16 protein-coding genes and 2 pseudogenes are annotated in these 17,334 nt (G+C 55.2%); 11 read left to right on the plus strand and 7 right to left on the minus strand.

Annotated elements, in window-relative coordinates:
* The first annotated feature begins 71 nt into the window (after nt 1-71).
* Together ACF0H7_RS04670 and ACF0H7_RS04675 are read left to right on the plus strand one after the other, a co-directional pair.
* Complete coding sequence (locus ACF0H7_RS04670; protein ID WP_397451631.1) at nt 72-302, plus strand: VF530 family DNA-binding protein; 231 nt, start codon at nt 72-74, stop codon at nt 300-302.
* Nucleotides 302-961, plus strand: a complete 660-nt coding sequence (locus ACF0H7_RS04675; RefSeq protein ID WP_397451632.1) for a Pr6Pr family membrane protein — start codon at nt 302-304, stop codon at nt 959-961. Before ACF0H7_RS04670 ends, ACF0H7_RS04675 begins: the two co-directional genes overlap by 1 nt.
* A 111-nt stretch (nt 962-1,072) precedes the next feature.
* On the opposite strand, the gene ACF0H7_RS04680 is transcribed toward ACF0H7_RS04675, so the two are convergent.
* The 4 genes from ACF0H7_RS04680 to ACF0H7_RS04695 form a co-directional block, all read right to left on the minus strand.
* Entirely contained in the window at nt 1,073-1,840 is a 768-nt protein-coding gene (locus tag ACF0H7_RS04680) for a siderophore-interacting protein (RefSeq protein ID WP_397451633.1), read from the minus strand.
* Nucleotides 1,840-2,409 (minus strand): PadR family transcriptional regulator, encoded by a 570-nt coding sequence (locus tag ACF0H7_RS04685; protein WP_397453828.1) that lies wholly within the window; start codon nt 2,407-2,409, stop codon nt 1,840-1,842. Before ACF0H7_RS04685 ends, ACF0H7_RS04680 begins: the two co-directional genes overlap by 1 nt.
* Before the next feature lie 87 nt (nt 2,410-2,496).
* Nucleotides 2,497-5,628 (minus strand): transglycosylase domain-containing protein, encoded by a 3,132-nt coding sequence (locus ACF0H7_RS04690; protein ID WP_397453829.1) that lies wholly within the window; start codon nt 5,626-5,628, stop codon nt 2,497-2,499.
* Nucleotides 5,629-5,801: 173 nt separating this feature from the next.
* On the minus strand, nt 5,802-6,929 hold the full coding sequence (locus ACF0H7_RS04695) for an OpgC domain-containing protein (protein ID WP_397451634.1): 1,128 nt from the start codon (nt 6,927-6,929) through the stop codon (nt 5,802-5,804).
* A 275-nt stretch (nt 6,930-7,204) separates the two neighbouring features.
* On the opposite strand from ACF0H7_RS04695, the gene ACF0H7_RS04700 reads away from it, so the two are divergent.
* The 4 genes from ACF0H7_RS04700 to ACF0H7_RS04715 all read left to right on the plus strand — a co-directional run bounded on the left by ACF0H7_RS04700 (nt 7,205) and on the right by ACF0H7_RS04715 (nt 11,947).
* Nucleotides 7,205-7,579 carry a GtrA family protein gene (locus ACF0H7_RS04700; RefSeq protein WP_397451635.1) on the plus strand — a complete coding sequence of 125 codons (375 nt, stop codon included), beginning with the start codon at nt 7,205-7,207 and terminating at the stop codon, nt 7,577-7,579.
* Nucleotides 7,576-8,514, plus strand: a complete 939-nt coding sequence (locus ACF0H7_RS04705) for a glycosyltransferase family 2 protein (RefSeq protein WP_397451636.1) — start codon at nt 7,576-7,578, stop codon at nt 8,512-8,514. The genes ACF0H7_RS04700 and ACF0H7_RS04705 overlap by 4 nt, the downstream gene beginning before the upstream one ends.
* Nucleotides 8,514-10,073: a glycosyltransferase family 39 protein gene (locus tag ACF0H7_RS04710; protein WP_397451637.1), complete on the plus strand. Its 1,560-nt coding sequence runs from the start codon at nt 8,514-8,516 to the stop codon at nt 10,071-10,073. The genes ACF0H7_RS04705 and ACF0H7_RS04710 overlap by 1 nt, the downstream gene beginning before the upstream one ends.
* Before the next feature lie 167 nt (nt 10,074-10,240).
* The gene (locus tag ACF0H7_RS04715) at nt 10,241-11,947 is read left to right on the plus strand and encodes a glycosyltransferase family 39 protein (protein WP_397451638.1); all 1,707 of its coding nucleotides are present in this window, start codon (nt 10,241-10,243) and stop codon (nt 11,945-11,947) included.
* Nucleotides 11,948-11,957: 10 nt separating this feature from the next.
* On the opposite strand, the pseudogene ACF0H7_RS04720 reads toward ACF0H7_RS04715, so the two are convergent.
* From ACF0H7_RS04720 to ACF0H7_RS04730, 3 genes and pseudogenes are all read right to left on the minus strand, one after another.
* Nucleotides 11,958-12,125, minus strand: a pseudogene (locus ACF0H7_RS04720) (FMN-binding glutamate synthase family protein); the annotation flags it as partial.
* A gap of 52 nt (nt 12,126-12,177) precedes the next feature.
* Nucleotides 12,178-12,336 (minus strand): annotated as a pseudogene (locus ACF0H7_RS04725) (proline--tRNA ligase); the annotation flags it as partial.
* Nucleotides 12,337-12,639: 303 nt separating this feature from the next.
* Nucleotides 12,640-12,924 carry a hypothetical protein gene (locus tag ACF0H7_RS04730; protein ID WP_397451639.1) on the minus strand — a complete coding sequence of 95 codons (285 nt, stop codon included), beginning with the start codon at nt 12,922-12,924 and terminating at the stop codon, nt 12,640-12,642.
* Between the two features lie 269 nt (nt 12,925-13,193).
* Here ACF0H7_RS04730 and ACF0H7_RS04735 point away from each other — a divergent pair, with 269 nt between their 5' ends.
* From ACF0H7_RS04735 to ACF0H7_RS04755, 5 genes are read left to right on the plus strand one after another with little or no spacing between them, the layout of a single operon-like run.
* Nucleotides 13,194-14,549 (plus strand): phenylacetate--CoA ligase family protein, encoded by a 1,356-nt coding sequence (locus tag ACF0H7_RS04735; RefSeq protein WP_397451640.1) that lies wholly within the window; start codon nt 13,194-13,196, stop codon nt 14,547-14,549.
* Nucleotides 14,550-14,562: 13 nt separating this feature from the next.
* Entirely contained in the window at nt 14,563-15,117 is a 555-nt protein-coding gene (locus tag ACF0H7_RS04740; protein WP_397451641.1) for an acetyltransferase, read from the plus strand.
* Nucleotides 15,110-15,796 carry an iron-containing redox enzyme family protein gene (locus ACF0H7_RS04745; RefSeq protein ID WP_397451642.1) on the plus strand — a complete coding sequence of 229 codons (687 nt, stop codon included), beginning with the start codon at nt 15,110-15,112 and terminating at the stop codon, nt 15,794-15,796. Before ACF0H7_RS04740 ends, ACF0H7_RS04745 begins: the two co-directional genes overlap by 8 nt.
* Before the next feature lie 4 nt (nt 15,797-15,800).
* On the plus strand, nt 15,801-16,412 hold the full coding sequence (locus tag ACF0H7_RS04750) for a flavodoxin family protein (protein ID WP_397451643.1): 612 nt from the start codon (nt 15,801-15,803) through the stop codon (nt 16,410-16,412).
* A 7-nt stretch (nt 16,413-16,419) separates the two neighbouring features.
* A complete protein-coding gene (locus tag ACF0H7_RS04755; RefSeq protein ID WP_397451644.1) occupies nt 16,420-17,304 on the plus strand; it encodes a DMT family transporter in 885 nt (294 codons plus the stop codon).
* The last annotated feature ends 30 nt before the right edge of the window (nt 17,305-17,334 follow it).

Raw genomic sequence — 17,334 nt, forward strand, 5'->3', positions numbered from 1 at the left:
CGCGCGTGACAGCCTCGGCTAAGGTGCGCACTTTCTGAGGCAGGCGCCTCTCATACCCTTGAAGGTTTGGCATGACGACACCCAACAACAACCCGCTGCACGGCGTCACGCTGGAGCAGATCCTGGTCGCCCTGGTGGCGCATTACGAATGGTCGGGGCTGGCCGAGCGCATTGATATTCGCTGCTTCAAAAGCGATCCGAGCATCAAGTCGAGCCTGACGTTCCTGCGCAAGACGCCGTGGGCGCGGGAGAAAGTCGAAGGTCTTTACCTGAAATTGCAACGCACCAAGCGCCCCGAGTGATGCACTGCCCGCAAGCGGCGCAGAGACAGCGCATGTTTACCCTGCTGATCACGCTCTTGAGCTGGTCGGCGTTGGCGATCCAGATGTACCTGGTGTTCTATGCGCGCTGGATTGACCACACGAGCGTGCTCGGTGGGCTGGTGCGCTACTTCAGTTTCTTTACCATGCTGACCAACACCCTGGTGGCGACGGCGCTGACCTGCGCGCTCAGCGGCCGCGACTCGCGGGGTCACCGATTGTTCCGGGCGCCCGCAATCGTCAGTGGCATCACCGTGAGTATTTTGTTGGTGGGCATCGCCTATAGCTTGTTGCTACGCCATTTGTGGCGGCCCGATGGCCTGCAATGGCTGGCCGACGAGTTGCTGCACGACGTGGTGCCGGTGTTGTTTGCGTTGTATTGGTGGCTCTATGTGCCGAAGGGTTTGTTGCGGCTCAAGCATGTGCTGCTATGGATTCTGTATCCGGTCGTCTACTTCGCCTACATCCTGCTGCGTGGCAACCTGATTGGCGATTACCTGTATTACTTCATCGACGCCGGAACCCTGGGTTATCCACAGGCGTTGATCAATGCCAGCGGGGTGTTGGCCGGGTTTGTGGTGATCGGGTTGGTGTTGCTGGGGCTGGATTGGCTCAAGGGCCGGAAAGCACCCACACTGTAGGAGCGGGCTTGCCCGCGATAGCGGTGTCTCTGACACACCCCGTCAAGCGGATCGCTGGCATGCCAGCTCCTACACGGGAATAGCGATGTGTCAGGCACACCGCATCCGATCTCAACCCTCGTCCGACTCATCGATACGCCAGTACCCCGAGGCCTTGACCAGCGCCTCGCTCAGCCCGAACTCCTGCAGCAACACCCGCCGCACTTTGCGCGACAGTGCGGCTTCGGTCGCGACCCAGGCATACAGCTCGCCTTCGGGCATTTCCAGTTTGCGCACGACGTCCACCAGGTCCTGTTCGCCACGCACCACCCAGATCACATCGACCTGAGCTTTGCAGTCGAAGGTTTGTTGCTCGGCCGAGTCTTCAATCTCCACCACCACCAGCGCAGCCCGGTTGGCCGGCAGGCCTTCGACGCGGCGGGCAATGGCTGGCAGGGCGGTTTCGTCGCCGATCAGCAAGTAGCTGTCGAACATGTCCGGAACGATCATCGATCCCCGTGGACCGGCGACGTGCAACTGTTGCCCCGGTGCCGCCTGAGCCGCCCAGGTCGCCGCCGGGCCGTCGCCGTGCAGGACGAAATCAATGTCCAGCTCATTGCTCGCCGGATCGAAGCGACGAGGCGTGTAATCACGCATGGCCGGGCGCGGACCTTCACCGGGTGCGCCAGGAACAACGCTGTCGAGGGCGGCTTGCTCTTCGGCGTTCTGGGCGAACAGCAGTTTGATGTGATCGTCAGTGCCCAGCGTGACAAAGCCTGCCAGCTCCGGCCCGCCGAGGGTGATACGACGCATCCGTGGCGTCAGGTCGACGACCCGCAGCACGTCCAGCTTGCGACGTTTGATTTCATGGCTGACGCGGTGGATTTGTTGCGCATTCATCAAGACTTCTCCGGCGTATTGGACGGGCCATCGGCGATGGCTTTGGCGGTGTTGTTCAGCAGATCGCGAACCCGCAGGATTTCTTGCGGGCTCCAGCGGCCGTGGTGGATTTGCAGTGCGTGGCGCAGGTTATGCACCGCCTCGTGGATTTCCGCCGGCCGATCATGACCGCGCAATGAGCGTTTGCTGACGTCGATGCGCATGCGCACGCCATCCAGCGCGACCGCTTGCTCGACCAGTGATTGCCGACCAACGTCGGTGACGGTGTAGTGTTTTTTCCCGCCGTCGGCGTTGCCGAGGATCAGTTCGCTTTCTTCGAGGAAGGTCAGCGTCGGGTAGATAACGCCAGGGCTGGGGCTGTAGGCGCCATCGAACATGCCCTCGATCTGGCGAATCAGGTCGTAGCCGTGGCAGGGCTGTTCGGCGATCAACGCCAGCAACAGCAGTTTCAGATCACCGGGGGCGAAGACGCGTGGACCGCGACCGCCGCGTTCACGACCAGGGCGTCTTTCAAAGCCGTCGCGGCCGTCACCGTGTTCTCGGTGGGGATGATGGTGGTGCTCACCCATATCTCTCATTGCTCGTTCTCCTGTGTAGTTAAGATATACCTTAAGATATATCTTAACTAAAACACAAGAGCTAAAGACGAACGGTTCTTATTGGGCGCTGGCTTGCAGTGACAGTGGGTTTTTCGGCACCAGGCATTCGGTGTGGTTGCCCGGGGTCAGGTAGGGGTTGAGCAGCGGGGCCATGCCTTTGAGCACCTGCACAGGCAAGGCTGAAGTGAATTTGAAGGCCTCCGACGCGCGCCCCGGCACGAAGGCGGTCAGGGTGCCGTAGTGGTCGGCGCCGAGGTAGAACACAAAGGTGGCCGTGCGGTTGATCGACTTGGAGCCGAGCAGCACGCCGCGTGCACCAAAGCTCTCGATGCGGTTGTCGCCGGTGCCGGTCTTGCCGCCCATGGCCAGCGGCGTACCGTCGGGCGCCTTGAAGGTACCCTGCACGCGTCGTGCGGTACCGGCATCGACCACTTGCGACAGGGCTTCACGCATTGCTGCGGCGACTTCCGAGGGGATGACCCGCTTGGCCAGCGCCGGGTTGTTGTTCAACTGGGTTTCGTAGGGTGTATCGGCAGCGAAGTGCAGGCTGTCGACACGCAGCACCGGTATACGAATTCCGTCGTTCTGGATGATCCCGATCAGCTCGGCCAAGGCTGCCGGGCGGTCGCCGGAACTGCCGATGGCGGTGGCCAGCGACGGCACCAGGTGATCGAATGGATAGCCCAGGCGCTGCCAGCGACGATGAATTTCGGTGAAGGCTTCGATCTCGAGCATGGTCCGCACACGACTGTCGCGGGCGCTGCGGTGGCGGCTCTTGAACAGCCAGCTGTAGACCTCCTGGCGCGCATCAGAGCTGGCGGTAATCATCTCCTTGAACGTCGCTTGCGGGTGCTGCAACAGATACCCCACCAACCACATGTCCAGCGGATGAACCTTGGCCACGAACCCTTGATCCGGCAGGTTGAATTTGCCCGGTCCATAGTTTTCGTACAGCACTTCCAGTTTGTCGTCGGTCAGCTTGCCAACCTCTTTCTTGTCGTCAGCCAAGTGCTCGCGAACGAAGGCGTTGAAGGCTTCCTGATCGGCATTTGGCAGCAGGTAGCGGTGTACGGCGGACAGACGCATAGCGGTGGGGTGCATGCCGTCGAGGAAGGTGTCGAGGCGGTCCTGGGTCGATTTGTTTTTGTAGCGTTTCCAGAAGCGCAGCAAGTACACCGAGCCCTCGCGGTCGGCGAAGTTGCTCAGGTACTCCTGGCGTCTCGGGTTGTCATCGTCCTTGAGCAACTGCGCACTGCTGTTGGGGGATTGGTAGGTGACGTAGCGCACAACGTCGCGCATCAGGCGAATGAACGGCAGGTTGATCGACTCACGGATCGCGTCACGCAGGGTCGGATTGCGTAGGTTGTCTTCTTTGCGGAAGTTGTCGAAATGGTGCATGCCACCGCCGGTGAAAAAGTATTCACCGGTGTTCGCCGAGTACTTGCGATCCAGCGCTGCCGAGAGCATTTTCGGCAGGCTCTGGTCCTTGTTCTCGATCAGATAATCCAGGGCCCAGCGGGTAATGTGGTCGGGGTCATCTACCGGGATTTTTTTCAGCTCGGCAGGGGCTTGTCCGGCGTATTTATCATGCAATTCGGTAATGATTTCCAGATAAGAGGTCAGCACTCGCATCTTCGCCGTCGAGCCCAGTTCCAGCTTGCTGCCTTCGTTGATGTCGAACGGTTGGTCGGTGCTGTCGGTTTGCACCCGCACCCTCGCGCCATCCGGATTACGTTCAAACAAGGTGAAGCTGTAACTGACTTGGCCGGTGCTGGTCGGGGTCAGCAGGTGTTCGCCGAGCAAACCGAGCTTCGCCGCGGTCGCCGGGTCTGCCAGGCTATGCAAATATTCGCTGACGCTGGTCTGCAACTGATACTGCAAGGTGCTGGTCGCCGACAGGTCCAGACGGTCAAGGTCATACAGCGAACGATCGAGCATCAAGGACAGGCGGGTACGCGCGACCGTGATGCCTTTGTTGGTTTCGATCGGTTGAACGGTCGGCTGTTGCGCCCAGTCGCGATAACTGACCACGCTGTCCAGTGCGGCGCTGGACAGCGATTGATCGATCACACCGTTCTGCGCCAACAGGCGAATGTGGCTATCGGTCAACTGCGCCAACTCTTCGCGGCCCTTGGACAGATAGTGCGACGGCCGGCGCTGGGCGATGATCAGCGACAACACCTCACGCAGCGCCAGGCCACGTGCGGCAAGGCTCTTGGCGTCACCGGCGGTGTCGTTGAGTTGTTGGTTGACCTTATCGAAATCCGCGCCGTACCAGACCCGCAAACCTTCTGCCATCCCGTGCACCTCGCCATGCCCCGGCACGGCGGACAGCGGCACACTGTTGAGGTAATCGCGCACTACCCGCTGGCGGGCTTCCAGGGTGTCCGGGCCGGGTTGATAGGCGCGAACGCTGGCGGAAACCATCTGCCGGATTTTCTCGCCGCCCGAGAGGGTCAAGCCATCAGGAGAGTGGCGGTACTTCTCCAATTGAGTGGCCAAGGTACTGCCACCCGCCGATTGCCCGCCGATGGACAGCACTTTGGCCGCTTGGGAAAGGACCGCCTTGGCAAACCGCGGCCAGTCCACTGCGGGGTTGGCCAAGGGCGTTTGCGGGTCAAGCAGGTCGCGGTTTTCGATGAACAGCAGGCTGTTCACCACCAACGGTGGGATCGACGCGAAGTCGGCGTACAGCTGTTGCGGGTAACGGTACTGATACAGCGGGGCGCCGGCACAATCGGTGATCGACAGCCCAGCTTGAATTTTCTCTACATAGGGCACGAAGAAGCCGTGCTGGGTGTAGGCCACCAGATCAGGAGAGAAGCGGGTCTGTTGGGTCACCAGATAATTGCGCTTGAGCATGCGCGGCAGAAATTCATCCAGCCCCGAATAACCCAGCCGCTTATCGAAAGGCCCATCGCCCGGATAGACAATCGAGCCACTGGGTCCGGCTTCCAGCGAGTAGTTGAGTTTGCTCGCCAGATGACTGAATTCACGGGCTTGCAGTCTGGAGCTGCGGGTTTCTTTCAGGATGGCGATGGCCGACGCCACCAGCGCCATGAGCAGGAGCAGCCAGAACAAGCGCCAGCCGTAGCGTTTACGGCGTGGCGGTTTGGGCAATGGAGTGTCATCGGGACCGTCAGCAGGAACAACGGTCTTCTTCGAATCTGAATGCCACAAAGCGCCCATAGTCATTGGCCCGGTTAATCAAATGTTAATCGCACCTGTCACAAGCTTAGACGCTGACCGCGTTTGGTGAAAAATTTGTGGCGCGCGGTGCAGGAAAAAGCTTTTGGCGTTGATTTTCCGACGGTTGGATTTGACAGCCACAGCGTTCACTCCTTCGTCAACAAATTGACCCATCAAACCGCAAGTGCCCGTGCAGAAAGCCCCAATCGCCGATTCCACTCCAACCATCCTGCCAGCATCATCATCAATCCCAACCCCGCCAGCGCCGTGCACACCTGCATCGGCCAGGTGTCGCCCGCCAGGGCGTTCAGCATGTCGGCCATCGGTGCCAGCAATACGCCGAGGCAAAAGACTTCCAGCGAATAACGGCCCATGCGACAGGTTTGCTGCGCTGGCCAATTGTTCAGCAACGCCTGACTGCGCGGCAGCAGTTTCGCGGTGCAGTAGGCCAGCGCTAGGAAGTGCAGTAGACGCGCTGGCGCCAGATCGGTCTTGCTGATGGGGTAGAGCACGTCGTTGAGCAGTTTAGGCATCAACGCTTCATGAAACGCTGGCCATTTCCACGACAGGGTAATCAGCCCGGCCAACACCACGTAGGTCGCCGCAGCGATGAACAATGGCTGACGACTCAACGGGCGGGTGGGCTGAACCACGGCGTTTCGGCTACGCACCGCACACACGCCGCCGAGGACAAACAGCAGTTGCCAGGCTACCGGGTTGAAGTACCAGACGCCGCCTTCATACGCCGATAAATTCCAGCCAAACAGCGGCACCATCAAATACAAGGCCAGCGACAAGCCGACCACGTAGTGCGCCCGCCGCAACAGCCACGGCAGGATCAACGGCAGTGCCAGCAACAGCAGAATATAAAGCGGTAGCGGGTCGGTCAGGTTGGGCTTGAAGCGCAGCAGCAACTCGTCGGCGAGGGCTTGTTGCGGGTATTTGACGAAGTATTCGAGGCCCATGATCTGAATCATGTCGCGGGATTCGACGTGGTTGTTGGCGACGAAGACGATGCCCATTAACAGCGTCAGCAGAAAGATGTGCACTACATAAAGCACCCACACCCGTCGCAAGATACGGGTACAGGCGACCAGCATACCGTCGCGCTCAGCCACACGGCCGTAAGCGAGCACGGCGGCGTAACCGGCGAGGAACACGAATATCTCGGCAGCATCGCTGAAGCCGAAGTTGCGCACGGTCAGTTGTGCGAAAGGGTTATCCGGCACGTGATCCCAAAAAATGAAGATCAGCGCCAGCCCTCGAAAGAAATCAATGCGAGGGTCGCGTGCGTTTGTCATGCCTGCGGGCTCTTGAGCGGTATTCAATAAGGATTGGTGCGCGCCAAGGAGGTTCCCTGCCGCGCATCGGCGGCGCGCAGGGTGACGTTACCCGCTGGTAAATGCAAAAAAGGGGTATTGCTGAATGTCTCAGAGGTTACCGGTCGTAAGCCGGGAACCTTGAGCGCAAATCCTGCACTACAGTTCAACGTGGTCTTTAACGCCATTTTTACGGGATAAGGACACGGAGGTTTTCTAACGTTAAAAGAGGCCGGTGCAAAAACGGCAGGTTGAACATGAGACCACAAGAAAAACAGTTCGCCAGCTATGTCGTCATAGGACTGATCAATACACTGATTCATGGCGTAGTCTTTTTCACCCTGCATATAGGCCTGGCGATCAGTCAGGCCTATAGCAATCTAAGCGCCTTTGCAGTGGCCGTGTCATTTTCGTTTTATGCCAACGCCCGTTATACCTTCAACGCCAAACGCTCCTGGTCGCGCTATCTGCGCTTCGTGGCGTTTATGGGCTCGTTAAGTCTGAGCGTCGGTTACTTGGCCGACTTCTACCTGTTGGCCCCGATAATCACGTGGCTGGTATTTTCAGCCATCAGTCTCTGCTGCGGTTTTCTGTATTCGAAACGGGTGATTTTTCGGGAAGGCGCGCCATGAAAATCTCGTTGATTGTTCCTGTGTTCAACGAAGAGCAGGCCATCGCGCTGTTTTATCGTTCCGTCCGGCAAGAGCCTTTGTTGCAGGCTTATACCGTCGAAATCGTCTTTGTGAACGATGGCAGTTCCGACCACACCGGCGAGTTTGCCCAGGCCTTGGCATTGGCGGACAACGACGTGTTGCTGGTGAACTTCTCGCGAAACTTCGGCAAGGAAGCCGCGTTGTTTGCCGGCCTGGAGTACGCCAGCGGGGCGGCGGTGATTCCGATGGATGTCGATCTGCAGGACCCGGTCAGTGTCATCCCGCGGTTGGTTCGAGAGTGGGAAAACGGCGCTGAAGTGGTCTTGGCCAAGCGCCATGATCGTTCGACAGACGGCTACCTGAAGCGCCACGCAGCCGGGTTGTTCTATCAAGTGCTAAACGTCATTGCCAGCACCCGGATCGAGGAAAACGTCGGCGATTTCCGCTTGATTGATCGCAAGGTGGTCGACGTGATCCGGGCCTTGCCCGAGCAGCAATTATTCATGAAGGGGGTGCTGTCATGGGCCGGGTTCAAGACCGTGATCGTTGAGTACGACCGGGCACGACGTTCTGCCGGCAAGACCAAATTCAATGGCTGGAAACTGTGGAATCTGGCGCTGGATGGCATCACCTCATTCAGTACTGTCCCGTTGCGAGTCTGGAGCTATGTCGGTGGTGCGGTGTCGTTGTTTTCCTTGCTGTATGCGGCGTATCGAGTCATCGACAAACTGTTCTTCGGAAACGACGTGCCGGGTTATACCTCGTTGATGACCGCCATTCTGTTTCTCGGCGGGGTGCAACTGATCGGCATTGGCATCCTCGGCGAATACATCGGGCGGATTTACATGGAAGCCAAACACCGTCCGCGTTACGTGGTGAAAGATGTCGTCGGCCACCATGAAGACCCGCATTGATGGAGCTTCTCGCGCCGCGCAAAGGTACGGATGCGCATCCCTTGTTTGTGTTCGTTCGAGACTGTCAGGTAGTGCCGATTCTGGCACTGGCGCTGGCGTTGCGACTTTACGGTATCACCCAGGCCACCCTCTGGTACGACGAAGGCTTCAGCGTGTTGGTCAGTGCCTATTCCCCGGCGCTGATCTGGTTTCATAGCGCCCAGGATGTTCATCCGCCGCTCTACTACGTGTTGTTGCACGGCTGGAACGCGATGTTTGGCAACAGTGTATTTGCGGTTCGGGCCATGAGCGTACTGGCCGGCCTGACAGGCATCGTGCTGGGGCAGTGGTGGGTCAGCTTGATCGCCACCCGGCGGGCGGCGATTGTGGCGGGATTGATTCTGGCGCTACTGCCGATTGCCGTGCGTTACAGCCAGGAAGCGCGAATGTATGCGCTGGTCAGTGTCTGGTTGATGGGCGCGAGTATCGCGTTGATCTACTGGGTGAAAAACCCTCAGCGTTATCGTCCGCTGGTTATCTATGTGCTGTTGATGAGCGCCGCTTTTTACACTCATTACTTCGCGGCATTGGGCGCGTTGTCACACTGGCTGTACCTGTTAGTACTACCGTTAGCTGCCGGAAAAAAAGGGGCTTTTATTACGCGGCCGGCCTGGTGGTTGGCCAACGTGGTGATTGTCGTGTGCTACCTGCCGTGGATTCCGTCAATCATCGACCAGTTTTCCCACGTTGCCAGTGTCGACTGGATACCGCCTGCCTCGCGTTACACCTTGCCCTCAACGATTTGGCAGTACTTCACGCTAGACGAGGAGGTGTTATTGCCGTGGCCGGTGTATGTGGCGTTTCCCTTATTGATGTTGTTACTCGCGATCTGGACGGCGGATCGCGATAAAGGGGCGTACCGATTCTACTGGATGCTCGGGATTTACACCCTGGTGCCCCTGCTGGTGGTGTATGGGGTGTCATTCAAATTGCCGCTGTTTTCGCCTCGATATTTTGTCTTCGCGGCCATGGGGCTGCCCTTGGTCCTCGGGATTGCACTGGACCAATGGGCCCTTCGATTTCCTAAGTGGGCATTACTCGCGCTGGTGTTATTGATCGGTTTGCAGGGGGTCGGTCTGTTTAATCTATATACCCAAAACAACAAAATGAACGACCCGATCCATGAGCTGAACAATCACGTCGGCGAGATGACGACGTACATCAATCAGCATTTCGAATCAGGGGATCGGCTGGTGGTTTACGGGCTGTATTGGTACCTCAGTGTCGTGTACTACAACCACACGGCCTCTCGGCCACTGCTCTATACTCCGTTATCGACCTCGGGCGCCTCTACGCGGCCAGGGCCCCATGGTGCGGGCACGTTATTTTTTCGAGCGGCCGGCGACACTTACCTCGACACGCTGAGCTCGATCCCCGCAGATACCCGCCGCGTGTGGTTGATGTATGGCAATGATGCTGAAGGTCATGTCGCTGTTCCGCAGCACTGGAACAGACAATTCGTTATGAACTTCGGCGATACGCAGCTTCGGCTTTATTCAATTGGCCCTGTGTTGCCATAATTATATCGATAGCGCGAGGTGTAAAAGTGTAAGGCGTGCGCGAATTTATAATTGGCGATTATCACGGTTGCTCTAAGAGCGTCAGGTTATTTAGATCGTGGGTTATGTTCCGTTCGTTCGGTAGTCGGTTAGGTTTTTTACCGAATGACCTGTCCGGATAGAGGGAATTGCTCTTTACTGTTGTTGGGTGTATTAAAAGCTTGGGTGTGTTTTACGTGGATTTTGGTTGGCCGCTGTTGTCAGGGTCAACGGCTATGGAGAGCGTGATGGAACGGATGGGTTATCGTAAATGGACGAGTGTTCCGCGCATTATTTTATGGGAGTGCAAATATTGGTTGTTGCCGGTTGTCGCACTCGCGACGCTGGTGCGCTTCCATGATCTGACCGAGCCAACTATTTGGTTTGACGAAGCCTTCAGTGCATTGCTGAGTGCCTACCCGCCCAGCCTGATATGGTTTCACGCTGCACACGATGTTCATCCTCCCTTATATTACTTACTGTTGCATGGCTGGATGGCAATGGTGGGCAATGGGGTTTTTGCAGTGCGCTCGTTGAGTGTTTTTGTGGGCGTAGTGACTGTCGTGCTGGGGGCATGGTTAGCATGCTTGGTCGCGACGCGTCGTGCAGCGTGTTTGGCGACATTACTGCTGGCGCTGTTACCGATCGCAGTGCGTTACAGTCAAGAGGTACGGATGTATGCTCTGCTGGGCGTCTGGACAATGGGGGCGACCATTGCTCTCTACTACTGGGTAAAAAATCCACAGCGTCATCACTGTCTGATCCTATATGTGTTGCTTATTGTCGCAGGCTTATATACTCACTATTTTGCAGCGTTCTGTTTACTGTCGCACTGGCTTTATCTGCTTTTTTTATTTCGTTTTGAGCCTCCAGACGGTCATCTTATTAGTCGTTCAGGTTGGTGGCTTGCCAATGGTGCAATGGTCATATTGTATTTGCCCTGGGTGCCTGAACTAATCGTTCAGTTTTCGCACTCGTTACCACTTGTGGGTTGGGTATCTCCCCCGAGTCGCTTCAGTTTGCCTTCGATGATCTGGCAGTTTTTAACATTGAATGACGGGCTGGATCTGCCGTGGCTGAGTTATGTCACGTTGCCGTTGATGATTGCAGGCGCTTCTGTGTGGTTGGTTTGGCACGATACAGGACACCATAAGTTGACGGCTCTGCTGGTGATGTACACATGGGCTCCTGCATTGGTCGTGTTTTTTATTTCGTTCCAGCATTCATTTTTTAATACGCGATATTTTGTGTTTGCAGCAAGTGGGCTACCGTTGATATTGGCCATAACCGTTGATCAATTGATGCGGCGTTATCAGGTATCGGCCCTGTTGCTTCTCGTTCTATTACTCGGCATGGAGGGCGTAGGACTTTCTAATGTCTACGCTCAGCGAAGCAAACTCAATTATTTCGGACGACAGTTCAATGATCAGGTGGGCAGAACGGTGGAGGAAATTAACCAGCGTTTTGAGGTGGGCGATCGTATTGTGGTAGATGCCATGTTTTGGTATCTGAGTGTGCTTTATTACAATAAAACGAGCGCGCAACCACAATTGTATGCACCCGCAGGTTCTTCCACCTACTTGGGTCGCGGTGACGAGCGGGGGGGCGGGACTTTTTTTTATCAGGATAATGACAGTGTGTATCTATACAGTCTCGGCTCATTGCCGCCGGATACAAAGCGGGTTTGGCTGATGTCTGCCAGCAGTGCAGACGGTCTGATAACAGTCCCGCACAACTGGCGACAAGTCAGCGTGCTAAATGGCGGTGACACGCAAGTTAAGCTTTATGTCCTCTGCTCACCTGTCGTCGCCACCGCCAGTCAGTCCACTACGAATAAAACTTGCACAGAAAACTGATCGATTTGCCTCAAATCGCATTCGGCTCAAAACTATCCGCCCGCGCCATCTGCCACATGTTCGAGTAGAAACTGCCATCCGCCGGCCCGGTCAGCAGTTGCCCGGGCTTGAGGAACACGTGGGATTGCGAGAACAGTTTGATCTCGGTGGCGGACATCCGGCGTACTAGGTGCTTGGCTACTCGCTTGATACAACAACCTCCGTCAAACAAATCTGTTATTGATCAAGAGTCAGTATGACTTTGCATACAAGGCCCACGTGCTGGTGGGCTTGCCTGTAAATAAACAAACTGCGCTAGTCTTGGGTTGAGTCAGGGGGATGCAGCGGACGGTCACGCCTAACTCGCTAATGGCGCTCTCAACGTTTTTGTCATCAATGAAAGGTGCAACAACGAAGGGGTTTAGTTTGTCTTTTTTATAAAGGCGTTCTTGAAAACCTCGAGCGTCGTGACCGTGTTTATGTTATTTGACAGTTTTTCTTTGGCGCTATCAAGCAGGTCTGTCTGAATGTTCTGCAGCATTTTTTCAAATGCTTATTATGCAGATGGTTTAGTTAATTTTAATAGTGTTCTTGCCGTCGTTACGGCAAGCGTAGGAAACCATGCCCAGCTCTTTTATTCCTGCTTCGACTCGGACGGGCACCCCACGTTTAACGTGATACCATTTTTTTCACCGCCGTTCATATCCCGTTTATCAACGCTGACCTGTAGGTTTTGTCCGTTCAGTTTTCCGCGAGATCTGTTTTTGCAGCTCATCGCAGAAGGCATGAATGGCTTCGGCATCCTGTTCGCTGCGTACGATGGGAACAATAACGACCTTTGTCGGTGCCACCAAGGGTGGAATCACCAGGCTGTCGTCATCGCCATGGGCCATGATCATCGCGCCAAACAAACGCGTGGAAACACCCCATGAAGTGGTCCAGGCGAATTCTTTCCCCCTTCTTTCCTTATTTTGAATCGCATCGCCATCAAGGCTCATGCCTTTGATTGCGGGGATTTTTTAATTGGATATTCGCGGTTTTCGTACAGAACTTAGCAAAAAGCCATCTATATTCGTTGGGAAACGCAAGCAATTCGCCATTCCACAGGATTTGGGAGGCCGTCTGAGGACGGTTCCTAGCATGTTCTTCGTACGCAAACAACTGTCTCAGTTGACAGGTACGTAATTTTTCGGCGTTTGTTAGTGTTCGCAACCACAGATGGTAGCCGTAATAGCGAACAACATAAACGTCGACAAGGGGGCAGATTGTGGGTACACGCAAGATATTTGATGAGTTCAAAGTGAAGTATGACGATATTCATAAGGCGTATTGGACCAACGCCCTAAGTGAGGAGGCACTGAAGAGCTGGCATGAAGACAGGCTGAAACAAGTCTTGAAACACGTTAAGAGCAAATCTGCTTTCTATGGTAAGCATCTTAAGGGTATTGATGTTGAAGTCGTGACACTGGCCAATCTTTCTTCGTTGCCTTTTACCACAAAGGACGATTTAAGAGTGTCAATGCTGGATGTTTTATCGGGTGCACTTGAAGACAGCATTTATTATTATGAAACAACAGGCACAACCGGGCCGGCGACACCTTGTCCGCGAGATAAGAAAGAAAGCTATGCGAGTAACAAACAACTCGCAATGGCTTATCAGGCTGTTCTCGATAAACACTTTCCCGATGAGAAAACCGTTGTGGGTGTCATGGGGCCGACCGAGGTGCATTCCTTTGGCGACACCTTGGGTGACGTATGCTATCAGTTGGGCGTTTGTAACGCGAAACTATGGCCGCATTCCCCGGTCATCGGTTATCCCAAAACTCTCCAGTTGATGCAGAATCTGCGTATTGGAGTAGTGGCTTCGGCGCCGGGCCTACTACTGGCATTAGCCAAGGAAGCCGAACGCCTGGGCTTCAATCCACGTGAGGATTTCCACTTGCGTGCGTTCATGATGAGCGGCGAACTCTGTACTCCGGCCTTGAAGAACAACCTCTATAGCCTTTGGGGAAGTGAAGCTTACAACAGTCTTTATGGCTCGCAGGAGGCGATGATCATTGCGGCCACAAACACCAACGATCAGCTGATGCCCCATCGGCTGAACTACATCATCGAGGTGTTGAACCCGCAAACGGGAGAAAGTCTTGGTGACAGCGGTGAAGGCGAACTGTGCGTAACGATGCTTATCGATGGAGTTAAACCGCTGATCCGCTATCGTACGGGTGATCTTGTTTCAGTTCAAAAATTCCCCGGAAACCCTATCGCCACCGCACAAGTGATGAAAGTAGCCGGGCGTGTCAAAGACGCTATGACACTCAACGGCAAGGCGTTAACTGCCGGCCATATTGAACAAGCGCTATTGGAAGGTGTTGAGCAGTGCCTAGGTTATCAAATCGTCATCAACTGCGTTAACGGCAGGGATACGATGATAGCCAAGATGGAGATGTCCAAGTTTTACAACGGTGACCGCAGTCAACTGACTCTATTGATTCGTGAGCGGGTACGCGAGCGCTTAGGTGTCGAGGCGACGATCATGATTGTCGATGACCTTGATGACCATGTGAACCTGGGGAGTTGGTTCAGTTGGAAAGAAGCACGGATTGTCGATCAGCGCATCGGATAGTTGGGGGCATCGTATGAGCATGTCCGTGCAAACTGTATCGGCAAAAAGTGAACTGTTTAAAAAAGTCTGCGCTTTAAGGTTGCGTTACATCGGTGATAACCCAGCCAGTGAAGAATATTTTTCCGATGCCGAGAGGTTACGCGATACCTGCTCTTATCACATGGCTTATCTGGATGGCGAAGAAGTTGTCGGTGCTATTCGGATAACACCCATGGGGCACGGCATGAGCTTTGTCGAACAGGTCGTTGATGTCACCCCTTACTTCGCCAATCCGATCGATTCGTTTGATGCCAATCGGCTGGTTTTGGATGAAAAGTACAGGGGCGGTTTGCACCTGAGGTTTTTCCTTCTGCAAACAGCGATCTGGTTGAAAGGTAATACGCAGTTTCGACATATCTCGGCGTTGTGCAGAGGACGGTTAGCTGCCCTGTATGTCGATATCGGCGGGCGTATTCTGAGCGATGATATAACGTGGAGGACTCTTCATTCATCCCGCCGTTACAGTTTGGTATATCTGGAACTGGAAACAGTCTTTAACACTATAAAAGGTAAAGTAACTCATGGATAATTTTTTCAGTGAGCTGGACGCAATTGTCATCAGTGGTTGGGACAAAATCAAAAAAGGTCGCTATTGGAGTCGCAGCCTTGAAAAGCCTATTACGGTAGAGCTTTATCAACAGGTCATGCTCCAGATCTACCATTACACGCGGTTCAACTCCGTCAATCAGGCGGCGTGTGCTTTCAGTGCCGATCCGGGGCAGACAACACTGCTGCGGTTCGTTTACAAGCATGCACTTGAAGAGTTAGGCCATGAAAAAATGGTCATTCGTGACTTGGAATCCATCGGTGCCTTGCCCGCATCGCTACCCGCACCTCTTCCTCCGACTCAGGCGCTGATTGCTTATTTGAACGACGTGGCTATTCGCTTGGGGCCGATTGCTCGTCTGGGTTATAGCTACTGGGCGGAAGAGGTTTATGACCACATCCAACCCATACTGAACAAATTCCGGACAGACCTGGGTCTAAAAGACGAACAAATGACTTTCTTCGTTGCACATTCGAGCATTGACGAAAAGCATTCCGAAGAAGTTCGCCTGGCCATGCAACGTGCGGTGAAGACGGATGCAGAGCGGGCGCTGATCAAGGAAGTTGCGAGGGTAACGTTGTACCTCACCGGTCAATTGCTTGAAGAGTCTCTGCTGGAGTACGAGCGGCTCGCTGGCGCGCTATTGGCGAAGGCTTCTTGAACGCATGAAACTGATCATCATTGTCGGGTCAAGCCGGGCACACGGGGTCAGCAGTCGTGTGGTGTCGTTTATTCGACGCCACCTAGAAGGCCGCGCCTCGATTGAGGAACTCTGGCTTCGGGACTACCGCATAGATTACTGCGATGCAGATAATGCGTGTTCAGAAACTGATTGTGCAATTCAGGACGATGTCGCTGCGATTGTCGATGAAATGGTTAAGTCGGACGCCATTCTGTACCTGCCGGTGATGCACGCCTATGGAACTAACAGTCGGTTTCAGGCGTTTCTGGAGCGCGTGGGTTATGGCTTCATGCGCCCCCGCGAACGCCCGCTACGAGACAAGCTTGCGGCCGTGGCAGTGGTTGGACGTCGATATGGCCATACGGCGGTATTTGGTCAAGTGGTGCTCAATGTTCTGTTGAACAAAATGGTATTGGTTGGCTCAGGGTTTCCGGCCACATTCAATACGCAGCTTATTCAGGACCCGGAAGCGGAACAGGCATTGCAGGAAACGCTGGATCGCCTCATTGAGCACTATCACAAGTTGCACGAACGGCCGCCTCATGGTGTCGAGCGCCTGCGCCTGCTAAAGCAAGTCCAATTTCAAACGGGATGATTGTTTAATGCCTATTCGAGATTCATTGATAGCAATACTGGTGGCATTCCTTTGGGGGGCCCAAGTGACGGCGGTGAAAATTGGAGGTCAAGAGCTTCCGTCTATCCTCATGGTGGCGATTCGTTTCGCCTTGATGGCCGTTGTATTGGTGCCGTTCTGCGGGATTCCGAAACGTAGCGAACTCCCCCAAGTGTTCTGGATTGCGTCGTTGACTGGTGCACTCCATTTCGGACTACTGTATTGCGGCATCTCACGAGTGGACGCGTCGACATCTGCTGTCGCCTATCAACTGGCCACACCCTTCACTCTTTTGCTGGCCTTCGCGGTACTGGGGGAGCGCATTGCATTGCACGTCATCGGGGGCATTGTTCTCGCGTTGCTCGGCGTGTTGACGGTGCTGGGAGGAGTAGGTAAAGGCGGCGCTCTGCCGGGAGTGTTGCTAGTGATCGCGGCGGCTTTTGTTTTTGCCGTGGGCACTATCCTGACCAAGCGGTGGGGGCCGTTCAATCCGGTCGCCATAAGTGCGTGGACGGCATTGATTGCGACACCGGAGTTGCTGATCGTATCGGCTGTGGTAGAGGGGCACGCTTGGGGATCGGTAATGACTGCCAGTGCGACCGCGTGGGCCGCGGTGTTGTATACGGCGGTCAGTGGCGGGCTGATTGGGTTTGGACTGTGGTATTGGCTTTTGGGCAGACACCCTGTCCAGCGACTGGCTCCTTTCCTGTTACTAGTGCCGGTGTTTGCGGTCGCGCTCAGTCAGATTTTTCTGAAGGAGGGGGTATCGCTTAGCCTTGTCATCGGCGGTATGGCCGTCTTGATCGGCGTTGGACTGTGCCAGGTACGCCTGCAACCCCGACAGGCATCCGCAAGCAATAACCCGGCCGACTGACCGGCGAAAACAAGATGGGAGGATCATGTT

This window comes from Pseudomonas sp. NA-150, from assembly GCF_044336365.1.
GTDB lineage: Bacteria > Pseudomonadota > Gammaproteobacteria > Pseudomonadales > Pseudomonadaceae > Aquipseudomonas.